The organism is Albidovulum sp. (assembly GCF_041919395.1).
Lineage (GTDB): Bacteria > Pseudomonadota > Alphaproteobacteria > Rhodobacterales > Rhodobacteraceae > Albidovulum.
Map to the genome: position 1 here is coordinate 1 of NZ_JAYRTX010000079.1, position 15,706 is coordinate 15,706.

A 15,706-nucleotide genomic window follows, 5' to 3' on the forward strand; every position below is an offset into this window, starting at 1 on the left:
CAGGTTGGCCGGATCGCCGTGTACCGCGAGGCAGCGCTGGGGACGATTGCTGCCGGCGATGCGGCCGAGGAAGCCGCAGCCGCGCTTGAGCAAGCAGCCGCGGCGCTATCCGCAAGCGAACAGGCGCAGGCCGATCTTGACCAGAACTACAGCGGCCGGACAACCGCCGAGATCGCCGCTGACATGGCCGCACTCGATCCGGCGGCAGCGGAATACCAGTCGAGCCTCGATGCGCTCAACGCCGAACGTACTGCGGCGGAGACCTACGAGGCGGAGCGCGCGGTGCTCGAGACGGAGATCGCCGCGAACGAAGCCGCGGTAACCGCCGCCGAGGGTGCCGTGACCGAGGCGGAGACCGCGCTCGCGGACGCGGAACTGGCGGAAGGTGACGCCCTGGCGACCGCCGCGAACGGCCGCATGCTCTCGGACCCGGCAATCGACTTCCTGCGCGAGCAGCTCGGCCTCTGATCTCGCGGCGACCGGTCCGGAGTCCCGCCGCCGAGGCGGGCGGGGCTCCTTGCTCTCGGGCATATTCTCCGATAATCGCGGCTCGATCGTCTCTGGCCGACGGAGGTTCCGCATGTCCGCCCCGAAGAAAGTGGTTCTCGCCTATTCTGGCGGCCTCGATACCTCCATCATCCTGAAATGGCTGCAGACGGAATACGGCTGCGAGGTCGTCACCTTCACCGCCGACCTGGGCCAGGGCGAGGAACTGGAGCCCGCGCGGGCGAAGGCGGTCCTGCTGGGCATCAAGCCGGAAAACATCCACATCGTCGACGTCCGCGAGGAGTTCGTGCGCGACTTTGTGTTCCCCATGTTCCGGGCGAACGCGCTCTACGAGGGGCTCTACCTCCTCGGCACTTCGATCGCGCGGCCGCTGATCTCCAAGCACCTCGTCGACATCGCCCACCGCCACGGCGCGGACGCCGTGGCCCATGGTGCGACCGGAAAGGGCAACGATCAGGTACGGTTCGAGCTTTCGGCCGCGGCCCTCGACCCGGCAATACGCGTCATCGCGCCCTGGCGGCTCTGGGACCTGACAAGCCGGACGAAGCTTCTGGAGTTCGCCGAGGCGAACCAGATTCCGATCGCCAAGGACAAGCGGGGCGAGGCGCCCTTCTCGGTCGATGCGAACCTTCTGCACACTTCCTCGGAAGGTCGTGTCCTCGAAGACCCGGCACAGGAGTTCCCGGACTACGTGCTCCAGCGCGTCGTGCCCGTCGAGGAGGCGCCCGACACGCCCGAGATGGTCGAGATCGCCTTCGAGCGGGGCGATGCCGTGGCCATCGACGGCGTGGCCATGTCGCCCGCGACAATCCTGACGAAACTGAACGAGCTTGGCGCGAAACACGGGATCGGCGTTCTCGACCTCGTCGAGAACCGTTTTGTCGGCATGAAGTCGCGCGGTGTCTATGAGACGCCGGGCGGCACAATCCTGCTGGAGGCCCACCGCGGCATCGAGCAGATCACGCTCGACGCCGGCGCGGGGCACCTCAAGGACTCGATCATGCCGCGCTATGCGGAGTTGATCTACAACGGTTTCTGGTTCAGCCCCGAACGCGAGGCGCTGCAGGCTCTTATCGACAAGACGCAGGAACATGTCACCGGCACGGTGCGCGTGAAGCTCTACAAGGGCCGTGCCGCAACCGTCGCCCGCTGGTCTAACCACTCGCTCTACAGTGAGAAGCACGTCACCTTCGAGGAGGACGCGGGGGCTTACGACCAGAAGGACGCCGAGGGCTTCATCCGGCTGAACGCGCTCCGGCTGCGGCTGATCGCGGCGCGGAACGCGCGGGTGACTCGCTGACCTTGCGCCCGCGCCCGAGTGACGCAACGCCACGCTTGCGAGGGTGCCGTGCCGGTCGCTATGCCGGAACCACATGACGCGAGCGGAGCAACCATGTCTCTTGAAACGATTGCCGCCGGTATCCGCAAGGCGCTCGAAACCCGGCGTTTCTCCGGCAGCCTCAAGTTCGACTGCGGACCGGCAGGGGTGATCGTGCTGGCCGACGGCACCGCGACGACGGACGACCGTGAGACAGACTGCACGCTGACGATCTCCGAAGACAACCTCGGCAAGCTCCTGGCCGGAAAGCTGAACCCGATGACCGGGGTCATGCTCGGCAAGCTCAAGGTCTCCGGCGATCTCGGCGTGGCGATGGGGCTGGCGAAGCTTCTGTCCTGACGCGCCGCTCCGGATTTGGTTCCCATCACGGCAAGGTGACTTGCCAGAAGCGCCTGGTCTGACGCCTCTGGGGGCGTCCATCGGGAGGTGCATGAGATGGCGAAGTTGCTGTTGTCCCTGATCCTGTTGCTGGCTGCGCACCCCGCCGCAGCGAGAACCGAGACTGCAATCGTCGCCGGCGGCTGTTTCTGGTGCGTCGAAAGCAATTTCGAAAGTCTGCCGGGGGTAAAGGAAGTCGTGTCGGGCTACACGGGCGGCACGGCCAGCAGTGCGACCTATGACCAGGTTTCGACCGGTAGCACCGGCCATTACGAGGCGGTGAAGATCTTCTTCGATCCCGCCAGGGTCAGCTATCGGAAGATCCTCGATCTCTTCTTCCGGTCAAGCGATCCGCTCGACGCCGGCGGGCAGTTCTGCGACCGCGGCAAGAGCTACCGCACGGCCATTTTCGTCCAGTCGGCGGCGCAGCGCGCAGATGCGGTCGCCGCAAAGGCTGACGCCGAAGCCGCCCTTGGCCGGAAGGTCGCGACCGAGATTCGCGATGCCGGCCCCTTCTTCGAGGCCGAAGCCTACCACCAGGGCTACTACAAGGGCTCCAAGGTTGTTCTGACGCGGCGGGGACCCATGCGTCAGGCGAATGCCTATGCGTTCTACCGCAAGGCCTGCGGCAGGGATGCGCGGGTCAAGGAGCTCTGGGGTAGCCAGTCCGCCTTCGTGCACTGACGCCGGGGTCGTCAGAGACCGATCCGGCAGGCGGCAATCACCGCCATGTTGAGAATGTCGTTGACCGTGGAGCCGGTCGAGCAGATCTGGACCGGCTTGTCCACACCGGTCAGAATCGGGCCGATCACGGTGGCGCCGGCCATTTCCTGCATCAGCTTGACCGAGATCGAGGCGGAATGCCGCGCGGGCACGACAAGGACATTGGCCGGACCGGTCAGACGGCAGAAAGGATAGTGCGCCATCTGCTCCATGTTGAGCGCGACATCAACCGTCATCTCGCCCTCGTACTCGAAATCCACGCCCCGGCGGTCGAGCACCTTTGGCGCCTGATGCATCTTCGTCGCGCGTTCCGACACCGGGTAACCGAAGGTCGAGAACGACAGGAAGGCAACGCGCGGCTCGATCCCGAGGGCGCGCGCCACACCCGCACCGCGCTCGGCGATGTCGGCAAGGTCCTCCTCGTCCGGCCACTCGTGGACAAGGGTGTCGCCGATGAAGACGATCCGGCCGCGATGCAGGACGGCGGTGATGCCGACGGCCCCGTCCTCGGCGCGCGCGTCAAAGACGTGGTTGATGAGGCCGAGGACATGCGCCGATTTCCGCGTCGCCCCGGTGACGAGCCCGTCGCCGTGGCCATGGGCCAGCATCAGTGCCGAGAAGACATGGCGGTCGCGGGCGGCGAGGCGGTGGACGTCGTGCATGTCGAAGCCCTGCCGTTGCAGCCGGGCATAGAGAAAATCCTTGTAGGTCTGGAGATGCCGCGTGTTGGCGGCGTTCACCACCTCAAGCTCCTTCACCGCGTCGGCAAGCCCCTCGGCGCCAAGTTTTTCCTTCACATCCGCCTCACGGCCGACCACGAGCGCCTTGCCGAGGCCGGCGCGCTGATACGCCACCGCCGCCTTCAGCACGCGCGCGTCGTCGCCCTCGGCGAAGATCATCCGCGCCTGCGCCTGACGGGCACGGGCGTGTATCCCTTGCAGTATCGACGCCGTCGGGTCCATCCGAGACTTCAGATGCAGTTCGTAGGCACTCATGTCGATGATCGGCCGCCGGGCGACTCCCGTCTCCATCCCGGCGCGGGCCACTGCGGGCGGGATGACGTAGATGAGGCGCGGGTCGAAGGGCGTCGGGATGATATAGTCGCGGCCGAACGAAAGCTTCCGGCCGTAGGCCATCGCCACCTCGTCCGGCACATCCTCGCGGGCGAGTTTCGCAAGCGCCTTCGCGCAGGCGATCTTCATCTCGTCGTTGATGGCGCGGGCATGGATATCGAGGGCGCCGCGGAAGAGATAGGGAAAGCCGAGAACGTTGTTGACCTGGTTCGGGTAGTCCGACCGGCCCGTGGCGACGATCGCATCGGGGCGCACGGCCTGCGCCTCCTCAGGCGTGATCTCCGGATCGGGGTTCGCCATGGCGAATATGACGGGATTGGGCGCCATGGAGGCGACCATGGCGGACGTCACCGCCCCCTTGGCTGAAACGCCAAGGAACACATCGGCCCCTTTCATCGCATCGTCCAGCGTTCGGGCGTCCGTTCGCGCGGCATGCGCGGACTTCCACTGGTTCATCCCCTCCGTCCGGCCTTGCCAGATCACGCCCTTGGTGTCGCACATGAGGCAGTTGTCGTGCCGCGCGCCCATGGTCTTGAGAAGCTCAAGGCACGCGATCCCCGCCGCGCCGGCACCGTTCAGGACGATGCGGCAGTCCTCGATCTTCTTGCCGGACAACTCCAGCGCGTTGATCAGTCCCGCCGCACAGATCACTGCCGTGCCGTGCTGGTCGTCATGGAACACCGGAATGTCCATGATCTCCTTCAGCCGGCTCTCGATGATGAAACACTCCGGCGCCTTGATATCCTCGAGGTTGATGCCCCCGAATGTCGGACCCATCAGCCGGACGGCCTGTATGATCTCGTCGGGGTCCTCGGTATCGAGCTCGATGTCGATGGCGTTCACATCGGCGAAGCGCTTGAAGAGCACCGCCTTGCCTTCCATCACCGGCTTCGAGGCGAGTGCGCCCAGGTTGCCAAGGCCCAGGATCGCGGTGCCGTTTGAGATGACGGCGACCATGTTGCCCTTGGTGGTGTAGTCATAGGCCGTCTCGGGCGCCTCGGCGATCGCCTCGACGGGCACCGCGACCCCCGGGGAATAGGCAAGAGACAGGTCGCGCTGCGTTGCCATCGGCTTCGATGCCACCACCTCGTATTTCCCCGGCACGGGATTGAGGTGATAGGCAAGCGCCTCTTCCGGCGTCACGCGGTTCTTCGACATCTGGCTCAGCTCCTCCTCGGGGCGATGCCGTCTTACCGCCGCGGAATGTGACAATCCACAGGATTTGCGGCTTTTCCCTCGCCGGGTGCTTTTGTAGGGTCCGGCGGGGCTTGAGGGGGTGATCCGTGTCTGTCGACGCCAACGTCACGCCGATGATGGCGCAGTATCTGGAGATCAAGGGGCGCCACCCGGATGCGCTCCTCTTCTACCGGATGGGCGACTTCTACGAGATGTTCTTCGACGACGCGGCGGCGGCGGCGGCGGCGCTCGACATTGCGCTGACGAAACGGGGCCAACATCTGGGCGAAGACATCCCGATGTGCGGCGTCCCGGTCCATGCAGCCGAGGGATATCTGCTGACCCTGATCCGCAAGGGATTCCGCGTTGCCATCGCCGAGCAGATGGAGGACCCGGCAGAGGCGAAGAAGCGCGGATCGAAGGCGGTCGTCGCGCGCGATGTCGTGCGCCTCGTCACACCCGGGACGCTCACCGAGGAATCGCTCCTGGAGGCGCGGCGGCACAACTTCCTCGCCAGCTACGCAGAGGTTCGCGGTGACGCGGCACTCGCCTGGGCCGACATCTCGACGGGCGAGGTGAGGGTGACGACCTGCACGCTATCCCGGCTCGCGCCCGAACTTGCGCGCATTGGCCCCCGCGAGGTCCTGGTGAGCGAATCGAAAGAGGCGGATCTGGCCGGCACAGTGTCTGAATCCGGTGCGGCGCTGACCCCCATTTCGCGCGCGGCCTTCGATAGCGCCGGGGCGGAAAAACGGCTCTGCACGCTCTACGAGGTCGCCTCGCTCGACGCCTTCGGGGCCTTCGACAGGGCGGAACTGTCGGCGCTTGGCGCGATCGTGGAATATCTCGACCTCACGCAGCGCGGCAAACTGCCCCTCCTGCGGCCGCCGGTGAAGGAACTGCCCGGCGGGTCTGTCCAGATCGATGCGGCGACGCGACGAAACCTGGAGATCACGCAGAGCCTGTCTGGCGGGCGCGAGGGTTCGCTTATTGCCGCCATCGACCGCACGGTGACGGCCGCCGGCGCACGGCTCCTGGAACGTCGGCTGTCGGCGCCGTCCCGCGACCTGAGGGAGGTTCATGCCCGCCTCGACGCGGTGCGGTTCCTGACGGAGGAGGCGCGCCTTACGTCCACGCTGCGCGACGACCTGCGCCGGGCTCCGGACATGGATCGCGCTCTCTCGCGGCTCGCGCTTGACCGCGGCGGACCCCGCGACCTGGCGGCGATAAGGTCCGGTCTTGCCGAGGCGGGCCGTATTGCGGGCCATCTCGACGGCGATTTGCCGGCACGGCTTGCCGCCGCCCGGGTCGCGCTTCTCGGTCATGACGACCTTGTCGCCTGTCTCGACGCCGCCCTCGTTCCCGACCCTCCGCTTCTGGCGCGGGACGGCGGGTTCATCGCCGCAGGCCACAATGCCGAACTCGACGACGTGCGGCAGCTCCGCGACGAGGGCCGCAGCGTGATTGCACGCATGCAGGCGGAGTATATTGCGGAAACGGGTATCCAGAGTCTCAAGATCAAGCACAACAACGTGCTTGGCTACTTCATCGAGACCACCTCGACCCATGCCGAGCGGATGCTCTCCCCGCCGCTCAGCGGCACCTTCATTCACCGACAGACCACCGCGGGCCAGGTGCGTTTCACCACTGTGCCGCTGTCCGAGATGGAAACCCGGATCCTCAACGCCGGAAACCGGTCGTTGGAAATCGAGAAGCGGCTCTATGACGGCCTGAAAGCGATGGTTCTGGGCGCCGCAGACACGGTTTCGGGCGCGGCCCGGGCGCTGGCGGAGATCGACCTCGCCGCCGCGCTGGCCGATCTTGCCCGCGGCGAGGATTGGGTCGAGCCGGTCGTGGACGATAGCTGCGCCTTTGAGGTCGAAGGCGGACGGCACCCGGTCGTGGAACGCGCGCTGAAGCGCGGCGGCGACGCGTTCGTAGCCAACGACTGCCTGCTGACAACCGGCGACACCCCGGCGATATGGCTTCTGACCGGCCCCAACATGGCGGGGAAGTCCACCTTTCTCAGGCAGAACGCGCTGATTGCGCTCCTGGCTCAGGCTGGCTCCTTCGTGCCGGCGCGACGGGCCCGGATCGGTCTTGTCAGCCAGATCTTCAGTCGCGTCGGTGCCGCCGATGATCTGGCCCGCGGCCGATCCACGTTCATGGTCGAGATGGTGGAGACTGCCGCGATCCTGAACCGCGCGGACGACCGTGCGCTTGTGATCCTCGACGAGATCGGCCGCGGCACGGCAACCTATGACGGTCTCTCCATTGCCTGGGCGACGCTCGAGTACCTGCACGACGTGAACCGCGCCCGCGCGCTCTTCGCCACGCACTATCACGAGATGACCTCGCTCGCCCGCAAGCTGCCCGGGGTAGAAAATGCGACCGTCGCCGTCCGAGAGTGGGAAGGCGAGGTGATATTTCTCCACGAAGTGAGGAAGGGTGCGGCCGACCGCAGCTATGGAGTGCAGGTCGCCCGCCTCGCCGGCCTGCCACTCGCCGTAGTGGAACGGGCGAAGGTGGTGCTTGAGGCGCTGGAGAGGGGCGAGCGCGAGGGCGGCGCACGCAAGGACACGCTGATCGACGACCTACCGCTTTTCAGCGCCGCGCCTGCGGTTGCACATTCGAAGCCGAATGGCCCCTCGAAGCTGGAGATGCGGCTTGCCGCACTCCACCCCGACGAGATGACACCCCTTGAGGCGCTTGCCGCCCTTTACGATCTCAAATCAGTCCTTGGAGACTGATTCCCGATCCCGCCTGGCAGCAGATTCATCGCCGGAGTTCGCTGGAGCGGGATCACGATTTCGGTGTCGAACTCACGCCGACCTGGGCCGGCCGGAGGAGCCGTTCGTGCAGCATGAAGCCCTCGGTCATCACCTGGATGATGTCGCCGGCCTTGGTCCCCGGCACCGGCGCCTCGAACATCGCCTGATGGACCTGCGGGTCGAAGGCGTCACCGATCTGCGGTGCCACCGGCTGCACGCCGTGCTTGCCCAGGACCGCGATGAGTTCCTTCATCGTCAACTCGACACCCTCGATAAGTGCCCTGGCCGATTCCGGCTGGTCCGCACCCGCGGATTCGAGCGCGCGCCGGAGGTTGTCGTAGACGGGCAGCAGGTCACGGGCCAGCCTTGACCCGCCATATTGCTCCGCCTCGCGCCGGTCGCGTTCGCCGCGCTTGCGGATATTCTCGGCATCGGCCAGCGCCCGCATGAAGCGGTCGCGCAACTCGTCCCGCTCGGCCCTGAGCGCCTCGATCTCGTCGGCCAGTATCTCGGCCTCGATCGCCTCATCGCCGATCTGCGCCTGATCCTCGGCGATTTCGTCCTTCTTCATCTCGCTCATGCTCTACCCCTTCCGCTCGCCGGAGAGAAGTCTTCCGACAAGTTGCGCCGTGTAGTCCACGATCGGCACGATGCGTCCATAATTCAGCCGCGTCGGACCGATCACGCCCACGGCGCCGATGATCTTACGGTCAGCGTTCATATAGGGAGAGACCACCAGAGAGGAACCCGAAAGTGAGAATAACTTGTTCTCCGATCCGATAAAAATGCGCACGCCTTCGCCCTCCTCCGCGCGTTCGAGGAATTCGGCGATGTCGCGCTTGCGCTCCAGGTCGTCGAAGAGCGTCCGGATGCGTTCCAGATCGGAATCGGCGGCCTGGTCGATAAGGTTCGCGCGGCCGCGCACTATCAGGCGCTCGGAGGTTTCGCCGCGATTTTCCCAGACGGCGAGACCATTTTCGACCAGGGCCCGGGCGGCCTCGTCAAGCTCCCGGCGCCGCCGGCCAACCTCTTCGACCATATGCGCCCTCAGTTCCGACAGCGTCCGCCCCTCGGCCAGCGCGTTGAGAAAGTTCGCGGCCTCCCTCAGGGAGGATTGCGTGTGCCCCAGGGGCGGCGTGAAGACGCGGTTCTCGACATGGCCATCGTCAAACACCAGGACCACGAGCGCCCTGTCGGGACCGAGCCCCACGAACTCGATATGGCGGATCGCAGCCTCATGCTTCGGCGTGAGGACGAGGCTCGCGCCGTGGGTAATGCCCGATAGCGCCGCGCCGATGCGGTCGAACATCGGCGCTATTCCGGGTTCGTTTCCACCGGCGGTCGCATCGATCGCCTCGCGGTCCTGAAGCGAGACGGAGGAAACCTCCATCAGCCCGTCGACGAACATCCTGAGACCGAGCTGTGTCGGGATCCGGCCGGCCGAGGTATGCGGGCTGTCGAGAAGCCCGAGGTATTCGAGGTCCTGCATCACGTTACGGATCGTGGCCGCCGAGATCGGTTCGCTCATCGTGCGGGACAGCGTGCGCGAGCCGACCGGATCGCCGCTGTCGAGATAGCTTTCGACGACGCGGCGGAAGACTTCCCGCGAGCGGTCATTCATCTCGGCGAGAAGCTTCGATCGGTTCTGCATGTCCTGTTCCGGCATGGCCTCCCAGAGATAAGGATCGGCGGGCACCGCCGTCAATCCGGGGTTGCCTCCGCCCGCGGCGGGCCTGTAATTGGCGCGACACCCGCGAAAGGACATTCCATGCGACCCTCCGGCCGGAAACTTGATGCCATGCGTTCCATCGAGATCGACACGGGCGTCACCAAGCACGCCGAGGGATCGTGTCTCATCAGGTGCGGCGACACCCACGTGCTCTGCACCGCAACGATCGAGGACAAGGCGCCGCCCTTCCTGAAAGGAACCGGCCTCGGCTGGGTGACGGCCGAATACGGGATGCTGCCGCGTGCAACGAACACGCGCAACCGGCGCGAGGCGGCGGCGGGCAAGCAGTCCGGGCGGACGCAGGAGATTCAGCGGCTGATCGGCCGCGCCCTTCGCGCGGGCGTGGATCGCGTGGCGCTCGGGGAACGCCAGATCGTGGTGGATTGCGACGTGATCCAGGCCGACGGCGGCACCCGCTGCGCCTCGATCACCGGCGGCTGGGTCGCGCTCAGGCTTGCGGTCAACCGGTTGATGAAGGCCGGCGCCGTGATCGGTGACCCGATCATCGACCATGTCGCAGCCGTCTCCTGTGGGATCTACGCCGGCCAGCCCGTGCTCGACCTCGACTATGCCGAGGACAGCGAGGCCGGGACGGATGGCAACTTCATCATCACCGGTCGCGGCCGGTTGGTCGAGGTACAGATGTCGGCGGAGGGCGCAACCTTCAGTCGCGAGGAGATGACACAGCTTCTTGACCTCGCCGACAAGGGTATCACAGAGCTGGTGGCGGCGCAGAAGGCGGCTATCTGATGCGGAGATTCGCCGGCGACCGGCTTCTGGTCGCGACCCACAACAAGGGGAAGCTGGAGGAAATCGCGGCCCTGCTCTCCCCTTACGGCATCCATTGCATCAGCGCCGCCGAAATGGGCCTCCCGGAGCCCGCCGAAACGGAGACCACCTTCGTCGGTAACGCGAGAATCAAAGCCCATGCGGCCGCAAGGGCGACCGGCCTTCCCGCGCTCGCAGACGACAGCGGGATCGAGGTCGATGGCCTCGCCGGCGCTCCGGGGGTTCACACCGCCGACTGGGCCGAGACGCCCCATGGTCGCGATTTCGTGCTGGCCATGACGCGCACCTGGAACGAGCTCGAGAAGGTCCGTGCGCCCCATCCGCGGACCGCCCGGTTCCGCGCGACAATGGTCCTTGCCTGGCCCGACGGGCATGACGAGGTCTTCGAGGGCAAGGTTGAAGGGCAGGTCGTCTGGCCGATGCGCGGACGCCAGGGACACGGCTACGACCCGATGTTCGAACCGGCCGGCCACACCATCACCTTCGCCGAGATGGACGCGGCTCACAAGAACCGCATCAGCCATCGTGCGGATGCCTTCGGCAAGCTGGTGGCCTGTTTCGACAGGACTTGAAATGGAGGACTGGAAGAATGGCGGGTTCGGGCTCTACCTGCATTGGCCGTTCTGCGCCTCGAAGTGCCCCTACTGCGACTTCAACTCTCACGTCGCCGCTTCGATCGACCAGGAGCGCTGGAAGCGCGCCTACCTGAGCGAGATCGCCAGGATCGGGGCGGAAACCTCGGGCCGGGTTCTGAACACCGTCTTCTTCGGCGGCGGCACCCCCTCGCTGATGAACCCTGATGTGGTCGCCGCGCTGATCGAGGCGATCCGGATGACCTGGCCTGTTGCGAACGACCTGGAGGTGACCCTGGAGGCAAACCCCGGCAGCGTCGAGGCTGGCCGGTTCCGGGCCTATTCGGCCGCAGGAGTCAATCGCCTCTCGATGGGTGTCCAGGCGCTCAATGATTCCGATCTGAAACGGCTCGGAAGGTTGCACAACGTGGCCGAGGCGCGTGGCGCCTTCGAGATTGCGAGAGCGGCTTTCCCGCGGGTGAGTTTCGATATGATCTATGCCCGGCAGGACCAGACTGTCGCGGCCTGGGTTGCGGAACTGCGCGACGCGCTTGCCATGGCGGCCGATCACCTGTCGCTCTACCAACTGACGATCGAGGACGGCACCGCCTTTGGTGCGCGCAATGCGGCCGGCGGGCTGAAAGGTCTGCCGGACGATGATTTGGCCGCGGATATGTATCTGATAACGCAGGGTATTCTTGCCGATGCCGGAATGCCGGCCTACGAGGTTTCGAATCATGCCCGTGATGGTGCGGAAAGTCGGCACAATCTCATCTACTGGCGCTATGGCGACTATGCCGGACTCGGTCCGGGGGCGCATGGCCGGTTGACGCTTGGAGGACAGCGGTTCGCCACGGACACGCCGAAGTCCCCTGCGGAATGGTTGTCTCAGGTAGAGACAGTGGGGCACGGCGAGCGGCCGCGAGAGTCGCTGAGCCCGGCGGACCAGGCCACCGAGTATCTGATGATGGCGCTGCGCCTGACCGAGGGGCTGGATACCGCCCGCTACCAGGAGCTTGCGGGACGCCCGTTGGACGCAGGAGCGGTCGAGCGTGTGCAGGACCTGGGTATGGTTCGACGCGATGGCAAACGCTTGGCGGCAACCTCCGAAGGGCGCGCAGTGCTGGATGCCGTTATCCGGGAACTTCTCCCGTGATCCGCGGCTTCTGGCTCGCGTTTGGGGTGACCGCGCTCGTCCTCGGGGCGGTCGGCGCCTTTCTTCCCCTTCTGCCCACGGTCCCCCTCCTCCTGCTCTCTGCCTTCGGGTTCGCGCGATCGTCCGAGAGGCTGCACCACTGGCTTCTTTCGCATCCGTACTTCGGGCCGCCGATCAGCGCCTGGCGCGAGCGCGGCGCGATCAGTCATCGCGCGAAGCGGTTCGCAACAGTGTCTATTCTGGCCGCTTTCGCCATTGCGTTCGCTCTGGGCATCCAGACCTGGGTGTTGGCAATTCAGGTGCTGACGCTGGCGATGGTCGCCGCATTCATCTGGACCCGGCCGAACACGTGATCCCTACCGCGCTTGCGAGAGGAGCTGGCAAAGCCTGTCGAGGTCATCGAGCGACCGGTAGGCGACAATGACATTGCCGCCGTCCGGGCCCTTGTGATCGATCACCACCCTCATCCCCAGGCCGGCCGAAAGATCCTGCTCCAGCGCGCGGGTGTCGGCGTCCTTCGCGGGAGGCTGGACCTTCGATCCGCCGGTGCGGGTTGGAGACTTTGCCAGCCGTTCGGTCTCACGAACCGACAGACCGCGGGCAATCACCTGGCGTGCCAAGGCCGTTGCGTTGTCGGTTGTCACAAGAGCGCGGGCGTGGCCGGCACTGAGCTTGCCCTCGCGAAGCCAGGCCTGCACTTCGTCCGGCAAGGTCAGGAGCCGCACGAGATTCGCGATGTGGCTCCGGCTTTTGCCCAAGGCCTCGGCAAGCCTTTCCTGCGTATGGCCAAACCGCTCCATCAGCTGACGATAGCCCATCGCCTCTTCAATGGCGTTCAGGTCAGCGCGTTGAATGTTCTCGATGATGGCGACCTCGAGCACTTCGGTATCGTCAAGGTCGCGGATGATGACGGGGACTTCGTGAAACTGTGCGAGTTGCGCGGCGCGCCAGCGCCGCTCTCCGGCAACGATCTCGTAATATCCTGATTTATTTGGTTTTTCCCGAACAATGAGCGGCTGTATGATACCCTTTGCGCGGATCGAGTCCGAAAGCTCCCGAAGAGACTCGGGCGCGAAGTCGCGGCGCGGTTGATCCGGATTCGGCTCGATTCGTTCAATCGGCAGCCGCGTGTCGGCCCGCACGGCCCGCTGCTCCGGCCGGCCGGCCGTGCCGAGGTTCACGTCCGCCATCAATGCGGACAGTCCGCGGCCAAGCCCCCTGCGTTCGCTCTTTCGGTCGTTCATTCTGTCCTCCCCGGGTTCCCGCCATGTCGGGAGATGATTTCATGCGCGAGCGCGCGGTACGCGATGGCCCCCTTCGACATGGTGTCGTAGGTCAGGACGGGGACCGCAAACGATGGGGCCTCGGAAAGCCGTACGTTGCGGGGCACGACGGTCCGATAGACGAGCTCACCCAGGTTTGCTCGGGCATCGGCCTCCACCTGCTGGGAAAGGTTGTTTCGGCTGTCGTACATCGTGAGTACGACACCCTCGATCCGCAAGTCCGGGTTTGCCGACTGCCGCACCTCGCGAATCGTCAGCATCAGTTGCGACAGGCCCTCAAGCGCGTAGAACTCCGCCTGCAGCGGTACGAGGATCGAGTGGGCCGCGACCATCGCGTTGACCGTCAGCAGGCTCAGCGACGGAGGGCAGTCGATCAGGACGAAGTCGAACGCAAAGCCATCGATGGCAGGCTGGCGCAGGGCATCGTGGAGGAGGAAACTCCGTTTCTCGTTGCTGACCAGCTCAATGTCCGCCGAGGAAAGATCGGTCGTCGCCGGGCAAAGCCAGACTCCTTCCACCTGCGTCGTGCGGATCACATCGGCAAGGTCGGCATCCTCGATGAGCAGATCGTAGGTCGTCTTGTCGCGCTGCGCGGGATCGATCCCGAGTCCGGTGGAGGCGTTGCCCTGTGGATCGAGGTCCACAAGAAGGACATTGAGCCCGTCTTCCGCCAGGGCGGCTGCAAGGTTGATTGCCGTCGTGGTCTTGCCCACGCCGCCCTTCTGGTTGGCGATGGCAACGATTCTCGGCCCGGGCGGACGCGTCGGGTCAGACACGCGTGATACCTCCGATGATCAGGACGACGCCGGCGGCGTCGGTTCGGCTGGGCTCCTTTTGATAGGAGAATCGCCAATGTTCAAGCGCATGGGCGAGTTCATCATCGACGGTCGCGCCCTTGGGGAAGATGGCGACCCCGGCTCGGTTGAGGTGCCGCTCGGCATAACCGAGAAGGACGTCAAGTGGCGCAAGGGCGCGCGCGGAGAGAACCTTCGCGCCGAGCGGCGCCACCGACTCAATGCGGTCCGCAACGACCGTCACCCGAAGATCGAGCGTTCGCGCGGCTGTCATCAGGAACGCGGCCTTGCGTTGATCGCTCTCGACCAGCGTCACCGATAGGCCGGGGGATTCGTCTTTCGCAAGGATCGCCACGACCAGCCCCGGGAAGCCACCGCCGCTGCCGAGATCCGCCCAGGATCGCGCGCGATCGGGTGCCATGTCGAAGATCTGCGCCGAGTCTGCGAAATGGCGGGTCCATATGGTATCCAGGGTTCCCGGAGACACAAGATTTATCGCCTTGGTCCACTTTCGCAGTAGTCCTTCCAGGGCTTTCAGGCGATCCCAGGTTTCACGTGAAACAACGCGTCCCGCAAGCGAGTACTCCGACGTCATCCCGTTGCCCGCTGGCGCTTCACCCTCCGAATGCGCGCGAGTATCAATGCCAGAGCGGCGGGCGTCACACCCTCGATGCGCCCCGCCTGCGCGAGCGTCTGCGGCCGCATGCGCTCCAGCTTCGTCTTCAGCTCATTGGACAGGCCGGGAAGCCCCGCGTAGTCGAATCCGTCGGGGATGGCGTGCCCTTCCTCGCGGCGCAGCGCTTCCACGTCGGCCCTCTGCCGATCCATGTACGCGGCATAGGTGGCATCGCGCGCAATCTGCTCCCGCGTATCTTGGCTGATTCCCGCGAGGCCGGGCGCGGCACGCACGAGATCGTCGAACGTCACGCCCGGAAAGGAGAGATACTCAAACGCGCTGCGCCGTTGGCCGTCCTGGCCCACATTCAACCCGGCCGAAGCGGCCTCGCGCGGCGTGAGCGTCACCGCCTCAAGCGCGGCGCGGCCCTCCGACAGCGCTTCCATCTTCGCGCCGAAAATGCGGCGGCGTTCTTCGCTCGCGCATCCCAGGTCCAGCGCCAGCGGCGTCAACCTCTGGTCGGCGTTGTCGGCGCGAAGCGAGAGGCGGAACTCTGCGCGCGACGTGAACATCCGGTAGGGTTCCGTCACACCCCGAGCGACAAGGTCGTCGATCATCACGCCTATGTAGCTCTGGGCCCGGCTGAAGACGACCGGTTCATGTCCCTTAACCACAAGCGCTGCGCTCAGTCCGGCAACGAGGCCCTGCGCCGCGGCCTCTTCGTATCCGGTCGTGCCGTTGATCTGGCCGGCAAGGTAGAGACCGGAAAGCTCCCGAACCTCCAATGTCGATTTGAGCGC

At 65.6% G+C, this 15,706-nt stretch carries 15 protein-coding genes and 1 pseudogene; 9 read left to right on the forward strand and 7 right to left on the reverse strand.

The features are described from left to right. The 4 genes and pseudogenes from ACMUOO_RS12900 to msrA form a co-directional block, all read left to right on the forward strand. Positions 1 to 468 (forward strand): annotated as a pseudogene (locus ACMUOO_RS12900) (hypothetical protein); the annotation flags it as partial. Between the two features lie 112 nt (positions 469 to 580). Beyond that, complete coding sequence (locus tag ACMUOO_RS12905; protein WP_301919737.1) at positions 581 to 1,807, forward strand: argininosuccinate synthase; 1,227 nt, start codon at positions 581 to 583, stop codon at positions 1,805 to 1,807. Between the two features lie 93 nt (positions 1,808 to 1,900). Next, the gene (locus ACMUOO_RS12910) at positions 1,901 to 2,185 is read left to right on the forward strand and encodes an SCP2 sterol-binding domain-containing protein (RefSeq protein WP_301919738.1); all 285 of its coding nucleotides are present in this window, start codon (positions 1,901 to 1,903) and stop codon (positions 2,183 to 2,185) included. Between the two features lie 96 nt (positions 2,186 to 2,281). Then, a complete protein-coding gene (gene msrA / locus ACMUOO_RS12915) occupies positions 2,282 to 2,908 on the forward strand; it encodes a peptide-methionine (S)-S-oxide reductase MsrA (protein ID WP_301919739.1) in 627 nt (208 codons plus the stop codon). Positions 2,909 to 2,919: 11 nt separating this feature from the next. On the opposite strand, the gene ACMUOO_RS12920 is transcribed toward msrA, so the two are convergent. Further along, on the reverse strand, positions 2,920 to 5,178 hold the full coding sequence (locus tag ACMUOO_RS12920; RefSeq protein ID WP_301919740.1) for an NADP-dependent malic enzyme: 2,259 nt from the start codon (positions 5,176 to 5,178) through the stop codon (positions 2,920 to 2,922). A gap of 152 nt (positions 5,179 to 5,330) precedes the next feature. On the opposite strand from ACMUOO_RS12920, the gene mutS reads away from it, so the two are divergent. Continuing rightward, a complete protein-coding gene (gene mutS, locus ACMUOO_RS12925) occupies positions 5,331 to 7,946 on the forward strand; it encodes a DNA mismatch repair protein MutS (protein WP_301919850.1) in 2,616 nt (871 codons plus the stop codon). 52 nt (positions 7,947 to 7,998) lie between these two features. Here mutS and ACMUOO_RS12930 read toward each other — a convergent pair whose 3' ends face one another. Further along, on the reverse strand, positions 7,999 to 8,547 hold the full coding sequence (locus tag ACMUOO_RS12930; RefSeq protein WP_301919741.1) for a nucleotide exchange factor GrpE: 549 nt from the start codon (positions 8,545 to 8,547) through the stop codon (positions 7,999 to 8,001). Between the two features lie 3 nt (positions 8,548 to 8,550). Beyond that, entirely contained in the window at positions 8,551 to 9,618 is a 1,068-nt protein-coding gene (gene hrcA, locus ACMUOO_RS12935; RefSeq protein WP_301919851.1) for a heat-inducible transcriptional repressor HrcA, read from the reverse strand. A gap of 117 nt (positions 9,619 to 9,735) precedes the next feature. Between hrcA and rph the strand changes: the two genes are divergently transcribed. From rph to ACMUOO_RS12955, 4 genes are read left to right on the forward strand one after another with little or no spacing between them, the layout of a single operon-like run. After that, complete coding sequence (gene rph / locus ACMUOO_RS12940) at positions 9,736 to 10,446, forward strand: ribonuclease PH (protein ID WP_301919742.1); 711 nt, start codon at positions 9,736 to 9,738, stop codon at positions 10,444 to 10,446. Further along, a complete protein-coding gene (rdgB, locus tag ACMUOO_RS12945; RefSeq protein WP_301919743.1) occupies positions 10,446 to 11,057 on the forward strand; it encodes an RdgB/HAM1 family non-canonical purine NTP pyrophosphatase in 612 nt (203 codons plus the stop codon). The genes rph and rdgB overlap by 1 nt, the downstream gene beginning before the upstream one ends. Position 11,058: 1 nt before the next feature. Next, positions 11,059 to 12,213: a radical SAM family heme chaperone HemW gene (gene hemW, locus ACMUOO_RS12950; RefSeq protein ID WP_301919744.1), complete on the forward strand. Its 1,155-nt coding sequence runs from the start codon at positions 11,059 to 11,061 to the stop codon at positions 12,211 to 12,213. Then, entirely contained in the window at positions 12,210 to 12,566 is a 357-nt protein-coding gene (locus tag ACMUOO_RS12955; RefSeq protein ID WP_413855454.1) for a YbaN family protein, read from the forward strand. Before hemW ends, ACMUOO_RS12955 begins: the two co-directional genes overlap by 4 nt. A 3-nt stretch (positions 12,567 to 12,569) precedes the next feature. Here ACMUOO_RS12955 and ACMUOO_RS12960 read toward each other — a convergent pair whose 3' ends face one another. The 4 genes from ACMUOO_RS12960 to ACMUOO_RS12975 all read right to left on the reverse strand — a co-directional run. Further along, a complete protein-coding gene (locus tag ACMUOO_RS12960) occupies positions 12,570 to 13,457 on the reverse strand; it encodes a ParB/RepB/Spo0J family partition protein (protein ID WP_301919745.1) in 888 nt (295 codons plus the stop codon). Further along, positions 13,454 to 14,272, reverse strand: a complete 819-nt coding sequence (locus ACMUOO_RS12965; protein ID WP_301919746.1) for a ParA family protein — start codon at positions 14,270 to 14,272, stop codon at positions 13,454 to 13,456. The genes ACMUOO_RS12960 and ACMUOO_RS12965 overlap by 4 nt, the downstream gene beginning before the upstream one ends. Further along, the gene (rsmG, locus tag ACMUOO_RS12970; protein ID WP_301919747.1) at positions 14,265 to 14,885 is read right to left on the reverse strand and encodes a 16S rRNA (guanine(527)-N(7))-methyltransferase RsmG; all 621 of its coding nucleotides are present in this window, start codon (positions 14,883 to 14,885) and stop codon (positions 14,265 to 14,267) included. The genes ACMUOO_RS12965 and rsmG overlap by 8 nt, the downstream gene beginning before the upstream one ends. Then, positions 14,882 to 15,706 (reverse strand): FAD-dependent oxidoreductase (locus ACMUOO_RS12975; protein ID WP_413855457.1); only part of this gene is annotated, 825 nt, incomplete at its 5' end. The genes ACMUOO_RS12975 and rsmG, both read right to left, overlap by 4 nt.

Bases quoted from the DNA above. Each gene is read 5' to 3' on its own strand.
- ACMUOO_RS12905 (WP_301919737.1), top strand. From the start codon at position 581: ATGTCCGCCCCGAAGAAAGTGGTTCTCGCCTATTCTGGCGGCCTCGAT.
- ACMUOO_RS12910 (WP_301919738.1), top strand. From the start codon at position 1,901: ATGTCTCTTGAAACGATTGCCGCCGGTATCCGCAAGGCGCTCGAAACC.
- msrA (WP_301919739.1), top strand. From the start codon at position 2,282: ATGGCGAAGTTGCTGTTGTCCCTGATCCTGTTGCTGGCTGCGCACCCC.
- ACMUOO_RS12920 (WP_301919740.1), bottom strand. From the start codon at position 5,178: ATGTCGAAGAACCGCGTGACGCCGGAAGAGGCGCTTGCCTATCACCTC.
- mutS (WP_301919850.1), top strand. From the start codon at position 5,331: ATGATGGCGCAGTATCTGGAGATCAAGGGGCGCCACCCGGATGCGCTC.
- ACMUOO_RS12930 (WP_301919741.1), bottom strand. From the start codon at position 8,547: ATGAGCGAGATGAAGAAGGACGAAATCGCCGAGGATCAGGCGCAGATC.
- hrcA (WP_301919851.1), bottom strand. From the start codon at position 9,618: ATGCAGAACCGATCGAAGCTTCTCGCCGAGATGAATGACCGCTCGCGG.
- rph (WP_301919742.1), top strand. From the start codon at position 9,736: ATGCGACCCTCCGGCCGGAAACTTGATGCCATGCGTTCCATCGAGATC.
- rdgB (WP_301919743.1), top strand. From the start codon at position 10,446: ATGCGGAGATTCGCCGGCGACCGGCTTCTGGTCGCGACCCACAACAAG.
- hemW (WP_301919744.1), top strand. From the start codon at position 11,059: ATGGAGGACTGGAAGAATGGCGGGTTCGGGCTCTACCTGCATTGGCCG.
- ACMUOO_RS12960 (WP_301919745.1), bottom strand. From the start codon at position 13,457: ATGAACGACCGAAAGAGCGAACGCAGGGGGCTTGGCCGCGGACTGTCC.
- rsmG (WP_301919747.1), bottom strand. From the start codon at position 14,885: ATGACGTCGGAGTACTCGCTTGCGGGACGCGTTGTTTCACGTGAAACC.